Source organism: Edaphocola flava, from assembly GCF_004118155.1.
Taxonomy (GTDB): domain Bacteria; phylum Bacteroidota; class Bacteroidia; order Chitinophagales; family Chitinophagaceae; genus Edaphocola; species Edaphocola flava.
Window position 1 is genome coordinate 1 of record NZ_SAIQ01000005.1, and the last position, 14,468, is coordinate 14,468.

Genomic DNA, 14,468 nt, shown 5'->3' on the forward strand with positions numbered 1-14,468 from the left:
GGCCGATGATACTGGTGTATTCCGGGAAAGTAGGTAGCTGCCATATTTATTTAAGACACCCTTCATAACTGAAGGGTGTCTCTTTTTTATGTATATACTATATACTACCATATACCCTATATAACCGCATCGTATAACTCTTATTATATAGCTAGAATAGAAACTCATTAGATAATTAATGCAGTATTTTCTAGTTGTATATATTGAAATATCATATTTCTATTTTTTATACAATTACTATACATTTGCCGCAATTTGTAGCAAATGAAAAGTAAACTTCTCTTCTTATGCCTCATTATGATGGCATCTCGTTCTTACAGTCAGAATTTTAAAGTAGCGGAAAACCGCGATTCTTTAATGTCTTATCTTAGATCTACTATACCTCCAATTGATCAGAATGCTTCGGCTGTGATCTTATACGAGATCGGTACTACTGATGGCACTAATGGTGTTGATATGTATCATTATGAAATTGCGTTTAAGATTTATAATGCGAAGAATATTGGGAATCTGGTCGATATTATCATCCCTAAGAAATCATATGGTGTGGTAAAAAAACTTAAAGGTATTACTTATAATCTTGAGGATGGACATATTATAGAGAATAAGGTAGAAAAGTCTGAGATTATTATGGAGGACTATACAGATGGATTAGACATCGTTAAGGTAAGTATGCCTGGTATTAAGGACGGTTCTGTAGTAACTTATAGTTATGAAGTGAAGAATGGTTCAATGCCATCTAGTTGGAACTTTCAGCGAGATGAACCAGTTCTGTATTCACGCTTCAATTTTAATCGTAGTGAGATGCTTATGTTTACCCCTATGATACATACGAGTGTAGAGTTCAAAAGCTTTACCAATATGAAGAAAATGGATGCCTCATCAGCATTGGCATTATATGCTGAAGGGCCTCATGCATTCAGTCCTCATATCATACAACGTTCCTGGGTTCGGAAGAATGTACCGGCTTTTAAAAAGGAAGATTTGATGGGACCGGAAGTGCAGTTTGTAGAAAGGGTTAAACTAAATTATAATGGGGTTGTAGGACCAGGAATGCAGTACCCTATTGCTGAGAGCTGGGAAAAGCATATTAAAGAAGTTTGGTATGACAAAATCCTGGTTCAGGCATTTGACAAATCTGGCTTTCTGGATGAGACCGTAAAAACTATTGTGAAAGATATTCCGGAAGAGCTTGATAAAGCCAAAGCTATATTTTACTATGTACAAAAGAACATTCAAAATAGAAGCTATGGAGACGATATACGTAAAGTATTTGAAGCAAAGCAGGGTGATCAAGCTGGAATAAATAAACTTTTATGTGCAATGTTGCGTAATGCCGGACTCAAGAGTGATATGATATTACTGTCCAATAAGTACAGTGATAAATTAAGTGAGATATTACCTAATCCTTCTGATATTACTAACCTTATTACAAGGGTAGAAATTAATGGCGTCAGTTATCAATTAAATGCTGCGGAGAAGGATTTACCTTTTGGCTACTTGCCGTTAAGCTATTATAATGGCTACTCCAGAATCGTGAGTAAAGAAGGGGGAGTTATTGAACTGGATGCATCCCTTGCAAGAAATATCTCCAATACAATTGTTTATCTAAATGCGAATAAAGAAGCAGGTAACACGTACAGGTTTAAAATGATTAGAGAAATGGGGGTGTATACCGGTATGGATTTTCGCAAAGCGTGGAAATCGGATAGTACAACAATAAAACAGCATTTCATGGACCGAGGTCTGGATGAAGGAGAGAAGCATATGTCTGGCTTGAAAATTACAGAGGTTAATTTCGAAAACATCAATGAGGTAGACAAAAATATAAGAGTGGTATTGTATGGTACAGTAGATCTGGGGGATGCTGTAGACATGGTAATCCTGGACCCTTATTTCAAGAAAATATTTTCTGAAAATCCAATACGCAATATCAAAGACCGTAAATATCCTGTAGAGTATGATTACATCTCTCAGGAAAAATACAAGGTATATATTCAGTTGAGTGATAAGTATATGTTTGATGATTACCCAGTGGGTAAAAATATTGCACTTGATCCGGCAGGGCTAATGCGTTATACGAGCAGTGTGAGTATTGATACCGTCCGGAATGCGGCTATGATACAATGTCAGTTTGACAACAAGATTTTATTACTAGATGCCAAGGAAGTTGGAACCTTGAGTGAATTCTACAGTGCTATTATTAAGCAGCAAAATCAAAAAATTATACTGAAGCTTAAGTCCTGATCATGAAGAAAGTTTATACTTTATTAATACTTTTATTAATCATAATACAACATAGCCACGCAAAAGTAAGCCAATACCCTGTATCGGGTATTCCGCAGCAATTGCTAATGGGTGCTAATGCAGTTATCCGAATGGATAGTACAATATTGGAAATTTCACAGACTGGCTTTACCAGTATTAGAAAGAGGGCCATTACAGTCCTGAATGAAAATGGGAACTCCTTTGCCATATTTCGTCAGCATTATGATGTCTTTAGTAATATTTATGACATTTCTGCCAAGCTATATGATGGGGAGGGTGTATTGATCAAGTCTGTTTCCGGAAAAGATTTAATTGATCGGTCTACTTTCGGTTCCAGCTATACATTTAATGATGATAGCCGCATCAAGTTGCACGATTTTGAACATAAGCAATACCCGTATACGGTAGTATTTGAATATACTATTAAATACAAGACTAACTTCTTCCTGCCTTCCTGGAATCCGCAACCGGATGAGAAGGTTGCTGTAGAAAAAGCAAGCATAACTGTAAATTATCTTAAAGACGTAAACTTTAAATATAAAGGATATAAGCTGCCGGCAAATGTACGTAAAGAGGGAAAACAGGACGTATATAGTTACAATACTGAGTCTAAGCTGGTATCCATGATGCAATGCAAGTGGATCGTAGAGGGAATACCGGCATTTACCTATCAGCCTTACTCTGTTCCTGATGGGAATTACTTGCCTACAATTAGTTTTGCAACGGGAAATGTATCTTTGAATAATTACCAGGGAAAGTCAGATACCTGGGAACAATTCGGTGCATTTATTTACAATATTAATCAGGACAAGGACTCATTGCCTCCAACTTTTGTAGAAAAGTTACATGCAATGACAGATACCATAACAGAAGCAAAAGGAAAAATAGCTACACTGTATAAATATTTGCAGCAGAATACAAGATATGTAGCCAATGAATACGGACTTTCCGGATGGCAGACATTTGATGCGGTAAGCCTGGCAAAGTCAGGTTACGGAGATTGTAAGGGTTTGTCTAATTACATGAAAGCGATGCTGAAAGCAGTCGGTATACCATCAAACCTTGTAATCATTGCTGCAGGCAGTAATAATACCCAAAGTGTTGATCTTGAATTTCCCGTCAATGTATTTAATCATATGATACTTTGCGTTCCACTGAAGAATGACAGTATGTGGCTGGAATGTACCTCTGGTACATTACCGGCAGGATACCTGGGCAGTTTTACACAAGATCGCTATGCCTTGTTACTTACAAAGGACGGAGGACGAATGGTTAAGACACCTTCTTATAACAAAGAACGTAATTTTATCGAACGCAATATCAGCATTCAGCTGGATGCGGCAAAGGATATGCAGCATGTAGTATGGGAGTCCGTGTATAGTGGATTAAAGCAGGATGACTTGTCTCATTATCTTCTTACTACACCGGCATCAAAGACGTGGGAAAGAGTTCGTTTATTGGTGCCTTACCAAAATATGGAGGTCATAAATGATGCATACACCTTTTCTAATGCAGATCCTTTATGTCCCAGAATAACGGAGAAGCTGGATATGGAAGTGGGCAACCTCATTGATGAAACCAGCAAGAGGCTATTAATCTCTATACCGGTGATAGGAAACCCAATGACCAGCCTGCTTTCAGCAGGCGCACGTACAGAGCCGATTGTACTAAAAGAGGATTTTAAACATATCTATCATTATAAGATTAGTATTCCCGAAGGAATGAAACTAGAGGCCCTGCCCTCAGCGGTTCAGTTAAAATATCCTTTTGCTGAATATACTTATAAAGCAAATCTGGACGGAACAGTACTTACCGTTGAAATTGCCTTCGAGCAGCTTAAAGGTATTTATACAGCAGACCTATATAAAAAATATGAAGAAATGTTTAGGAAAGTGGATCAGAATTCAAAAGAATTGACCATTTCCTTGATTAAATAGAAAGGAAGCGGTATACTGCCGCTTCCTTTCTATTTAATCAAGCTTATTATAACTTTTGCATTTCAGGCATCAGTTCATGTCTTGATTTACCCTAGTTTTGCATCTATGGCAAAGGTGAAAAAGGCAGTAAAGCAAACTGCTGATCAGGTACAATCAGACATCCTTATCAAGGGTGCCAAAATGCACAATTTAAAGAATGTTAGTGTATCTATTCCACGCAATAAACTTGTTGTGGTTACAGGTGTTTCCGGTAGTGGAAAGTCAAGTCTGACTATGGATACCCTTTTTGCAGAAGGTCAGAGGCGCTATGCAGAAAGTCTGAGCTCCTATGCGCGCCAATTCCTGATGCGTATGGATAAGCCGGACGTTGACATGATCGAAGGCATATGCCCTGCTATTGCTATTGAACAAAAGGTGACAACACGTACACCCCGCTCTACTGTTGGCTCCATGACCGAGTTGCAGGACTACCTGAGGTTGTTCTATGCCCGCATCGGCCGTACCTTCTCCCCTATATCCGGGCTGGAAGTGAAAAAAGACGAGGTAAGTGATATCCTCGATTTTATTAAAGCATTACCCTTAAAAACTAAAGTGCAGATCATTGTTCCTTTTGTACAGGCAGAAGATCGTACCGTAGCAGCGGAGTTGAATGTGTTAATGCAGAAAGGATTTACAAGAATTCTGCAAAGAACAGATGAGCAGCATCAGGTTTTGCGTATAGAAGAATTGCTGGAGCAGGAAGATGGAGATATAATCATCCCCGGTGATGGATTGTGGTATATATTGATTGACCGTATTGTGGTAAAGGAATTTGACGAAGATGACCTGCACCGTATTGCAGACAGTTTGCAGACGGCAATATATGAAGGCCACGGAATGTGTATATTGGAATTGGATGGTGCGGCCATCAAATCATTCAGTAACCGGTTTGAGGCTGATGGCATGACATTCGAATCGCCCACCCCAAATTTCTTCTCCTATAATAACCCTTACGGGGCCTGTCCTAAATGTGAAGGCTTTGGTCAGGTACTGGGCATCAGTATGGACCTGGTAATTCCTGATAAGAGATTAAGTGTGTATGAAGATGGGGTCGCTTGCTGGAGAGGAGAAAAATTGGGCGAATGGAAACAAGCGTTTATTCGCGCCGAAACGAAGAACGGATTCCCGATACATAAGGCAATCGCCGATCTTACCGAAAAACAGATGGACGTGCTGCAGCGCTGGATAGATGAGTTTTTCGGGATGGTAGAGGAAAACCTGTATAAAGTACAGTATCGTGTATTACAGGCACGCTATCGCGGCCGCACGGTTTGTCCGGCATGTAAAGGCTCCAGACTGAGGCCAGATGCATTGTACGTGAAGATTCAGGGAACAGATATTGCACAATTATCCTCAATGCCGATTGGTAATTTACAACAATGGTTCCGTGAGGTAGCACTGACCGAATATGAGCAACAGGTGGCCACCCGTATCCTTACAGAGATACACCAGCGCCTGGATACACTTATGGATGTAGGACTTAGCTACCTGACCCTTAATCGCCAGGCCAATACCCTTTCCGGAGGAGAAAGTCAGCGTATACAGCTGACCAAATTTCTCGGAAGCAATCTTACCGACAGTTTATATATCCTGGATGAACCCAGTATCGGATTGCATCCCAGAGATACAGATCGTTTAATAAAAGTATTGAAGAACCTGCGTAACCTGAATAATACCGTAGTAGTAGTAGAGCATGATGAGATGATGATGGAAGAGGCCGACCATATTATAGATATGGGACCTCTGGCAGCACATCTGGGAGGAGAAGTCGTAGCTACTGGAAATTATGAGGAGATCACAGCTAATAAAGAAAGCCTTACCGGACAATACCTTTCAGGCGCATTGAAAGTAGATGATTTCCTGAAGCTACAGGGACGGGAACGCAAGCAAAGAGTGCCAAAGGAATGGCTCAGCCTGAAAGGTTGTCGTCAGCATAATCTTAAAAATATTGATGTAGATTTTCCGCTTAATGTACTTTGTGTGGTGACCGGTGTATCGGGTAGCGGAAAGACAACCCTGGTAAAGCAAACGCTGTATCCTGCATTGCAAAAGCATTTCGGAGAGTCAGCCTTATCTGTCGGTTTACACGACGTTTTAGAAGGTGACCTAAAAGCAATCAAACATGTAGAGCTGGTAGATCAGAACCCAATCGGGAAATCTTCGCGTAGCAATCCGGTTACCTATATCAAAGCCTATGATGATATCCGTAGCCTGTTTGCAGCACAACAATCTGCGAAAATGCAAGGGCTTGAGCCGAAGCATTTTTCATTTAATGTAGATGGTGGCCGCTGTGATACCTGTAAAGGCGATGGAGTTGTAGTGGTAGAAATGCAGTTCCTGGCAGATGTATACTTGCAGTGTGAAAGCTGTAAAGGCAAAAGATTTAAAGACGAGGTGCTTGAGGTAAGGTATAAAGGAAAGAACATTTCCGATATCCTGGATATGGGTGTGGATGATGCCATTGAATTCTTCAGCGAAGAAAAGAAAATAAAAGAAGCATTACAGCCATTGTCAGATGTAGGATTGGGTTACGTAAAACTGGGACAATCCAGTAATACCCTTTCCGGTGGAGAAGCACAGCGGGTAAAGCTGGCCTCCTTCCTGGGCAAAGGCGGACATAAAGAAAAGTTACTGTTCATATTTGATGAACCTACAACTGGTCTGCATTTTCACGATATCAGCAAATTGCTTAAATCATTTTATGCACTGATTGAGCATGGCCATAGTGTAATTGTCATTGAGCATAATACAGATGTGATCAAGCATGCCGACTGGATTATTGATATTGGGCCCGAAGGCGGTGCTGGAGGTGGCGAACTGCTGTATGCAGGTACTCCGGAAGGCATCAAAAAAGTAAAACGCAGTCAGACTGCAAAGTATATTTAAAATGGGGTAAAAAGAAAGTGGCAGATTCATTGAATCTGCCACTTTCTTTTTTAGAGTAGTTAATGATCATTTTTTGAGTTTACAACTGCCGGCAAAATTGCTGGCGAGTTCATTTAGCCTGTTGCAGGAGTCAATCTGCTGTTGTCCGTTCAGGTTGCGCAGATCATAGTGCGTTCTGTCTCCACTGTAATAACTGCAGTAACAGACACCCGATTCTTTTTTAGTGCAGGAGTAAAGCATACTTACTGTACCTGACAGTAGTAATGCAGCAATAGTCACTTTTACCATAACGCTCAGTTTTAAGTTTTAGCCAATATTTTAAATAGCTGAATGAACCCCGGATAAGGCTTGTGAGCAGCAGGATATGGATCAGATTAAAGCGTACAAATACCTTCCTTTAGCCAGCCTGTCGCCTGGTTCACCAGACCATTAATAAATTATGCTCAGGTAAATATACGAATTAGCAAGAGGTGAATATGTTATATTGATGTAAAAGGGAAAAGCTCCTTTTTATTTTTGGAATGTAGCCCTGAATAATGCTATTTTTGCAAAAAAATATATATCTATAATAAATTATGGAACTGCAGGAATTAAAAGCCATGGCGACCCAGGTACGCCGTGATATCGTAAGAATGGTGCATGGGGTACAAAGTGGTCACCCCGGAGGATCTTTAGGATGTACCGATTATCTGGTTGCCTTGTATTTCAAAGTAATGCAGCATGATCCAGCGTTCCATATGGAAGGTAAAAACGAAGATGTATTCTTCTTGTCTAATGGTCACATCTCTCCTGTATTTTACAGCGTTCTGGCCCGCAGCGGATACTTCCCTGTATCTGAATTAGCCACTTTCCGCAAAATAGATTCCCGTTTACAGGGTCACCCTGCAACACACGAACACCTGCCGGGTGTACGTATTGCCAGCGGATCTCTGGGACAGGGCTTAAGCGTAGCTTCAGGTATGGCTACTGCCAAGAAAATGAACAATGACCAGCATCTGGTATATGCACTGACCGGCGATGGTGAGCTGCAGGAAGGCCAGAACTGGGAAGCAATTATGTTTGCCGCACACCACAAACTGGATAACATGATCGTAGCAGTAGATTACAACGGTCAGCAGATCGATGGGGCTACTAAAAACGTAATGAGCCTGGGTGATCTGAAAGCGAAATTCGAGTCTTTTGACTGGACCGTGCTGACGATCGAGCAAGGTAATGATATGCAGGCTGTATTAACTGGTCTGGAAGAAGCAAAAGCACATACCGGAAAAGGTAAGCCGGTTTGTATTCTCCTGAAAACAGAAATGGGTGCAGGTGTAAGCTTTATGATGGGCTCTCACGAATGGCATGGTATTGCCCCTAGTGATGCACAACTGGATATCGCTCTGACAGAGCTGGTTACAACCGGTACAATTGGCGATTATTAGTGATAATCAATAACATATGCAGCCTCAGCACATAAAGTGTTGAGGCTGTGACTATATATTTGTGATTGAATTCTAAATATGGGCTGGTAATGGCTTTTGGTATATTAAATTTAGTACCTTTGCCCTCTAAAATCTTTATAAAAAACTATTAGACAATGATAGAAAACGGTATTAAAAATCCTGCTGCTAATTTAAGCGACATCGGAGTAAATGCTGCTGTGGTAAATTGGAACTTATCTTCGGAGTTGCTGGCTCAGCAGACCGTTGACCTGAAACAAGGTGTATTGAATAATACAGGAGCACTGTGTGTAAATACCGGTAAATTTACTGGTCGTTCTCCTAAAGATAAATTCACTGTAAAAGATGCAATTACCGAAAATACTGTTGACTGGGGTGATGTAAATATTCCGATCAGTTCTGAAGTATTTGACAGATTATATGATAAAGTAGTAGCTTATCTGGGTGGTAAGCAAGTATGGGCCCGCGATGCATATGCATGTGCAGACCCTACTTACAGACTTAACGTTCGCATCGTTAATGAAACACCTTGGGCTAATCTGTTCTGTAATGACCTGTTCCTGCGTCCTACAGAAGAAGAAGTTATGAGTTTTACCCCGGACTGGCACATTATCCAGGCACCAGGTTTTGAAGCTGATCCTGCTGTAGACGGTACCCGTCAGAGCAATTTCACGATCGTAAACTTTACCCGTAAAGTGATCCTGATCGGTGGCTCGGCTTATACCGGTGAAATGAAAAAAGGTATCTTCGGTGTATTGAACTACCTGTTACCACAAGAACATAATGTATTATCTATGCACTGTTCTGCAAATGAAGGTGCAGAAGGTGATGTAGCATTATTCTTCGGATTAAGCGGTACCGGTAAAACTACCTTGAGCGCAGATCCTAACCGTCCGCTGATCGGTGACGATGAGCATGGTTGGGCAGATGGTTCAGTATTCAACTTTGAAGGTGGTTGTTATGCAAAAGCAATCGACCTGAGCGCAGAAAAAGAGCCGCAGATCTATAATGCTGTTCGTCCTGGTGCCCTGGTGGAAAACATCAAATTCTTCGAAGGAACCAATGAAGTAAATTATGCAGATGGCAGCATCACTGAAAATACACGTGTTGCATACCCTATCTATCATATCGACAACGCTAAAGAACCATCTTTCGGTGGCGACCCTAAAAATATCTTCTTCCTTACCTGTGATGCATTCGGTATCTTACCGCCGATCTCTAAATTAACCAAAGAGCAGGCTATGTATCACTTCGTAAGTGGCTATACTGCAAAAGTTGCCGGTACAGAAGTAGGCGTAACAGAACCGCAGACTACTTTCTCTGCTTGTTTCGGACGCGTATTCCTGCCTTTACATCCGGTTAGATATGCAGAATTGCTGGGGGATAAATTAGAAAAGCATCCTGATGTAAATGTATGGCTGATCAATACCGGTTGGAGCGGAGGCCCTTACGGTGTTGGTAAGCGTATGAACCTGAAATATACCAGAGCGATGATCACTGCAGCCCTGAAGGGTGAGCTGAATGATGTTGCGTATACACAGCACCGCACTTTTGGTGTTGCTATGCCTAACGAATGTCCTGGTGTACCTTCAGAAATCCTGAACCCGCGTTATACATGGGCAAGCGAAGAAGAGTACGACAAGAAAGCTACAGAATTAGCTGCATTGTTCGTAAACAACTTCGAAAAATATGCAAGTGAAGCCAGCGAAGCAACTTTAGCAGCTGCTCCGAAAACTTCAGTTGAAGAATTAAAATAATCTCTTGTAGCAATACAGACATATAATTTTCCGGCGACCGTACTATTCAGTACGGTCGCTTGTTTTTTAACGGAAAAGAACGGTTTATCTGCCTTAAAGCCAGTATCTTTGCAGCGTTTATTCAATTCCATAATCATGACCGGTAAAAGAAAAATAACCATTGCGCTTATTACATTCTTTATTGCCCTTTGGGCCGTATTCGCATTCTATTACTTCCGTGTGTCTCAGGACCGCAAAAAGCCCGCCAGCCTGGCTTACCTGGGAGGTGATATACATGCCGTAAGAGACTTCTCCTTCCTGAACCAGGATGGTGACACCATTACTCTGGCCGATGTAAAAGGCAAAATATTGGTTGTAGAATATTTCTTTACTACCTGTAAAGGCATATGCCCCATGATGAACGAAAACATGGCAGAGGTGTATAACACCTTCAAGAATGATGATGATGTGATCATCCTTTCCCATACCGTAGATCCTAAGCGGGATACAGTAGGCGCCATGAAAGAATATGCCAGACGCTATAATGCAGACAGCAAAAAATGGATGTTCCTGACCGGCGATAAAAAAGCATTGTATGACCAGGCACGATACAGCTACCTGGTTACCGCTGCCGATTCTTCACAGACCGATATTGAATCAGACTTTATTCATACCGAAAATTTTGTGATCGTAGATAAGCAGGGTAGAGTAAGGGCGCATCAAAGTAAAGATGGCAGCCAGGTATCTCCTTATGACGGAACAAAGAAAGAGTCTGTAAAACAAATGATGGCTGACATCAGAGTACTGAAAGAAGAAAAATAAGATTGTTTATATAACTGAGAGAGGGCGTGCTGATGCACGCCCTCTCTCAGTTATGATATTATAATATCAGGAAAGGAAAATCTCTTTGGTAAAAGCAATGATCAGGACTACTACAAACAATGAGATGAGGCCAGTCACAAAAGCATATTCAGCAAGATGTTCCATCAGTGTAATACTTTTTTCTTTCTGGCTACGCATAGACAGAAAAGACAGCAGGCAGCTGGTCATAAATAGTACTAGGGATCCCATCAATATTTCATCTACTGCAGTCTGGGCACTCTTCCCGCTTATCTTAAGAGAAGTAATAATCAGCAGGCAGAAACCCAGCAGGTTCGAAGAAGTATTGAGTATATGGTGTATGTGCGGACGACGTTCAGCCATGTAACTATTTTTAGCTGATCGAAAATACAAAAAATTGCGCTGCATTATTTTAAAAATGCAGCGCAGCTATAATAAGCATATACTTAGCGCAGTGCCAGGTTATGCTCTTCTATGATCTTTCTTAAGTTGGATAATCCGTAACGCATACGACCAAGTGCTGTGTTGATACCTACGTTGGTAAGGTTGGCAATTTCTTTAAAGCTCAGGTCTGCGTACACTCTCAGCAGGATTACATCTCTCTGCTCTTCGGGAAGGCGATCCAGCAGATGTTGCACCTGGTTAGACATCTGGTTGTATTCCATGTGGGATTCGGCATTGTTATAATCCACACTCAGGTATTCAAACCATTCAAAGTTGTCTTTGGATATAACTTTAGACGCTGATTTGTTTTTACGGAAATAGTCGATACAGAGGTTATTCGCAATACGTACTGCCCATGGCAGGAATTTACCCTGGTCAGCATACCGGCCGGCCAGAATCGTATTTACGATTTTAATAAACGTTTCCTGAAATAAATCTTCAGCTACATGCCTGTCCTTAACTTTAAGTACAATTGTAGTGTAAATATTTTTCTTGTAGCGGCTAATTAATTCGGCGATAGCAGGTTCGGATTGGGTATCCTGAAATGCCTGTATCAGCTCCTGATCTGAGAAGACTTTAAATTGTTTAGTCATAATTCTACACTTTTGACATAAGCGTTACCGCCTGCCTGATTTCATGATGATAATTAAAATGTAGAAGTATGCTCTATAGACAATTCGTTTGTTGTTAGAGCAAATATATGGTATTTTTCCAAATCAGTTAAAAAAAATTAATAATTATGGTAAATTTTTTCAAACCGGCATGTTAATAATAGTGATGCCTATATAAATAGTGATGCTTATTACGTTTATAAAGGCAATTTATAACACCTTCAATATTATCATTATTATATTACAGCGATTTGATTATTTTTGTACTTTAAACCAGACTATTGACAAACGATATGGATACAACTATGGTACAGGCACCGGTTACCTTTACAATCGGCGCTATGAAGGAGTTGAAAAGACTGATGAATGCACCTGATTTTGATGCTACGCACTATCTGCGTGTGGGTGTAAAAGGTGGGGGCTGCTCTGGTCTGAGTTATGTGCTGGGCTTTGATAAAGTTGAAGCAGATGATGACCTGTTCGAAGTAGAAGGCATACGTGCGGTGATGAAAAAAGCACATGGTTTATACCTGGCCGGTATGGAGATTGATTTCTCTGAGGGCCTGAATGCGCGTGGTTTTGTATTTAACAACCCTAATGCGAGCAGCAGCTGTGGTTGCGGTACTTCATTTGCCGTATAACAATTTTCATTAGACCTTTTTAGATACCGGAAATGCTCAATGAAAATTGAGCATTTTCTTTTATAGATACCTTAAGGCAAAATCGTTTACAATAACCTATTTTTGCATAACATTTTTTAATCGTAACATATGTCCGAATTATATATTTACAATTCATACACCAGGCAGAAAGAAAAATTTGAACCCATTACCCCAGGCCATGTAGGTCTGTATGTATGTGGTCCTACCGTTTCCGGTGAGTCACATCTGGGGCATGCCCGGCCGTATGTTACTTTTGATGTCGTAAACCGCTACCTGCAACATCTGGGATATAAAGTACGTTATGTACGTAATATCACTGATGCAGGCCACTTTGAAGAAGAAGGAAGAGAAGCAGAGGATAAAGTAGGTAAGAAAGCCTTGTTGGAGAAGCTGGAGCCAATGGAACTGGTGCATAAATACACCAGCTTGTTTCACTGGGCTATGAACCGTTTCAATTGCCTGGAGCCATCAATCGAACCAACAGCTACAGGTCATATCATTGAGCAGATTTCAATGATCGAAGATATTATAGCCAAAGGCTACGCATATGAAGTAAACGGATCGGTTTACTTTGATGTAAAGAAATATGCTGCTGGTCATGACTATGGAAAGCTCTCCGGGCGTGTGCTGGACGATCTTTTAGAGACTACCCGTCAGCTGGATGGGCAGGATGAAAAAAGAGATAAAGCCGATTTTGCATTGTGGAAGAAGGCAGCACCAGAACATATCATGCGCTGGAAAAGCCCTTGGGGCGTAGGTTTCCCCGGATGGCATATCGAGTGTTCCGCAATGAGCAGTAAGTACCTGGGCGAGCGTTTTGATATTCATGGCGGTGGTATGGACCTGCAGTTCCCGCATCATGAAAGTGAAATAGCACAGTCTACCATTGCACATGGTTGCGCACCGGTAAACTACTGGATGCATAACAATATGATCACCATCAACGGTAAGAAGATGGGCAAGAGCTACAATAATGTGATCAAACTTACAGAATTGTTTAGTGGCGACCATCCTATACTGGAGCAGGCATATCACCCGATGGTAATACGTTTCAATATTCTGCAATCGCATTACCGCAGCACGCTGGACTTCTCTAATGAGAGCCTGCAGGCATCTGAAAAAGCACTGAAACGCTTATGGGAAGCATATGAAGCCTTAAATGCATTAACGGCACCGACAGGACAGGAAGCAGGTGATGCAGCCCTGGATCAGAAGATACGCCAGGCGGTTGCAGAGTGTGCTGACTTTATGAATGATGATCTGAATACGGCAAAGGTTCTGGCCAATTTATTTGACCTGGCACCCGTGATCAACAGTATGAAAGGTGGTATCATTGCAGCAGATGCGATCAGCGCAGAAACTTTCAGTTTACTGAGCAATGCTTTCAAAGTATATCTGGAAGATATCATGGGCTTACAGGCGCTGCAGCAGGCAAATGATGAGAAGCTGGAAGCGGTAATGGAACTCGTTATTCAGATGCGTAAGGAAGCACGCAATCGTAAAGACTTTGAAGCTTCTGACAAGATCCGCAATATGCTGGCATCGGCAGGAATTATGCTGAAAGATGAAAAGGGCGGAGAAATGAGTTATACCATACAATAAG

The 14,468-nt window shown here is 41.2% G+C and carries 11 protein-coding genes; 8 read left to right on the plus strand and 3 right to left on the minus strand.

Translation table 11 applies throughout. The features are described 5' to 3' along the window. The first annotated feature begins 264 nt into the window (after positions 1-264). The 3 genes from EMP01_RS13705 (at position 265) to uvrA (ending at position 7,130) form a co-directional block, all read left to right on the plus strand. A complete protein-coding gene (locus EMP01_RS13705; RefSeq protein WP_129022131.1) occupies positions 265-2,247 on the plus strand; it encodes a DUF3857 domain-containing protein in 1,983 nt (660 codons plus the stop codon). A gap of 2 nt (positions 2,248-2,249) precedes the next feature. Then, positions 2,250-4,205 carry a DUF3857 domain-containing protein gene (locus EMP01_RS13710; RefSeq protein ID WP_129022132.1) on the plus strand — a complete coding sequence of 652 codons (1,956 nt, stop codon included), beginning with the start codon at positions 2,250-2,252 and terminating at the stop codon, positions 4,203-4,205. Between the two features lie 105 nt (positions 4,206-4,310). Continuing rightward, complete coding sequence (gene uvrA / locus EMP01_RS13715; protein WP_129022133.1) at positions 4,311-7,130, plus strand: excinuclease ABC subunit UvrA; 2,820 nt, start codon at positions 4,311-4,313, stop codon at positions 7,128-7,130. A gap of 66 nt (positions 7,131-7,196) precedes the next feature. On the opposite strand, the gene EMP01_RS13720 is transcribed toward uvrA, so the two are convergent. After that, complete coding sequence (locus EMP01_RS13720) at positions 7,197-7,418, minus strand: hypothetical protein (RefSeq protein WP_129022134.1); 222 nt, start codon at positions 7,416-7,418, stop codon at positions 7,197-7,199. Positions 7,419-7,705: 287 nt separating this feature from the next. Here EMP01_RS13720 and EMP01_RS13725 point away from each other — a divergent pair, with 287 nt between their 5' ends. The 3 genes from EMP01_RS13725 to EMP01_RS13735 all read left to right on the plus strand — a co-directional run bounded on the left by EMP01_RS13725 (position 7,706) and on the right by EMP01_RS13735 (position 11,130). Beyond that, positions 7,706-8,554, plus strand: coding sequence for a transketolase (locus EMP01_RS13725; RefSeq protein ID WP_129022135.1), 849 nt, complete (start codon positions 7,706-7,708; stop codon positions 8,552-8,554). A 155-nt stretch (positions 8,555-8,709) separates the two neighbouring features. Beyond that, positions 8,710-10,329, plus strand: a complete 1,620-nt coding sequence (gene pckA / locus EMP01_RS13730) for a phosphoenolpyruvate carboxykinase (ATP) (protein ID WP_129022136.1) — start codon at positions 8,710-8,712, stop codon at positions 10,327-10,329. A 135-nt stretch (positions 10,330-10,464) separates the two neighbouring features. Beyond that, complete coding sequence (locus tag EMP01_RS13735; RefSeq protein ID WP_129022137.1) at positions 10,465-11,130, plus strand: SCO family protein; 666 nt, start codon at positions 10,465-10,467, stop codon at positions 11,128-11,130. A 66-nt stretch (positions 11,131-11,196) separates the two neighbouring features. Here EMP01_RS13735 and EMP01_RS13740 read toward each other — a convergent pair whose 3' ends face one another. Next, positions 11,197-11,511, minus strand: a complete 315-nt coding sequence (locus tag EMP01_RS13740; RefSeq protein WP_129022138.1) for a hypothetical protein — start codon at positions 11,509-11,511, stop codon at positions 11,197-11,199. Between the two features lie 83 nt (positions 11,512-11,594). Further along, a complete protein-coding gene (locus tag EMP01_RS13745; protein ID WP_129022139.1) occupies positions 11,595-12,185 on the minus strand; it encodes an RNA polymerase sigma factor in 591 nt (196 codons plus the stop codon). A gap of 311 nt (positions 12,186-12,496) precedes the next feature. Here EMP01_RS13745 and EMP01_RS13750 point away from each other — a divergent pair, with 311 nt between their 5' ends. Next, a complete protein-coding gene (locus EMP01_RS13750) occupies positions 12,497-12,844 on the plus strand; it encodes a HesB/IscA family protein (protein ID WP_129022410.1) in 348 nt (115 codons plus the stop codon). A gap of 129 nt (positions 12,845-12,973) precedes the next feature. Next, entirely contained in the window at positions 12,974-14,467 is a 1,494-nt protein-coding gene (cysS, locus tag EMP01_RS13755) for a cysteine--tRNA ligase (RefSeq protein WP_129022140.1), read from the plus strand. Position 14,468: the final 1 nt, after the last annotated feature.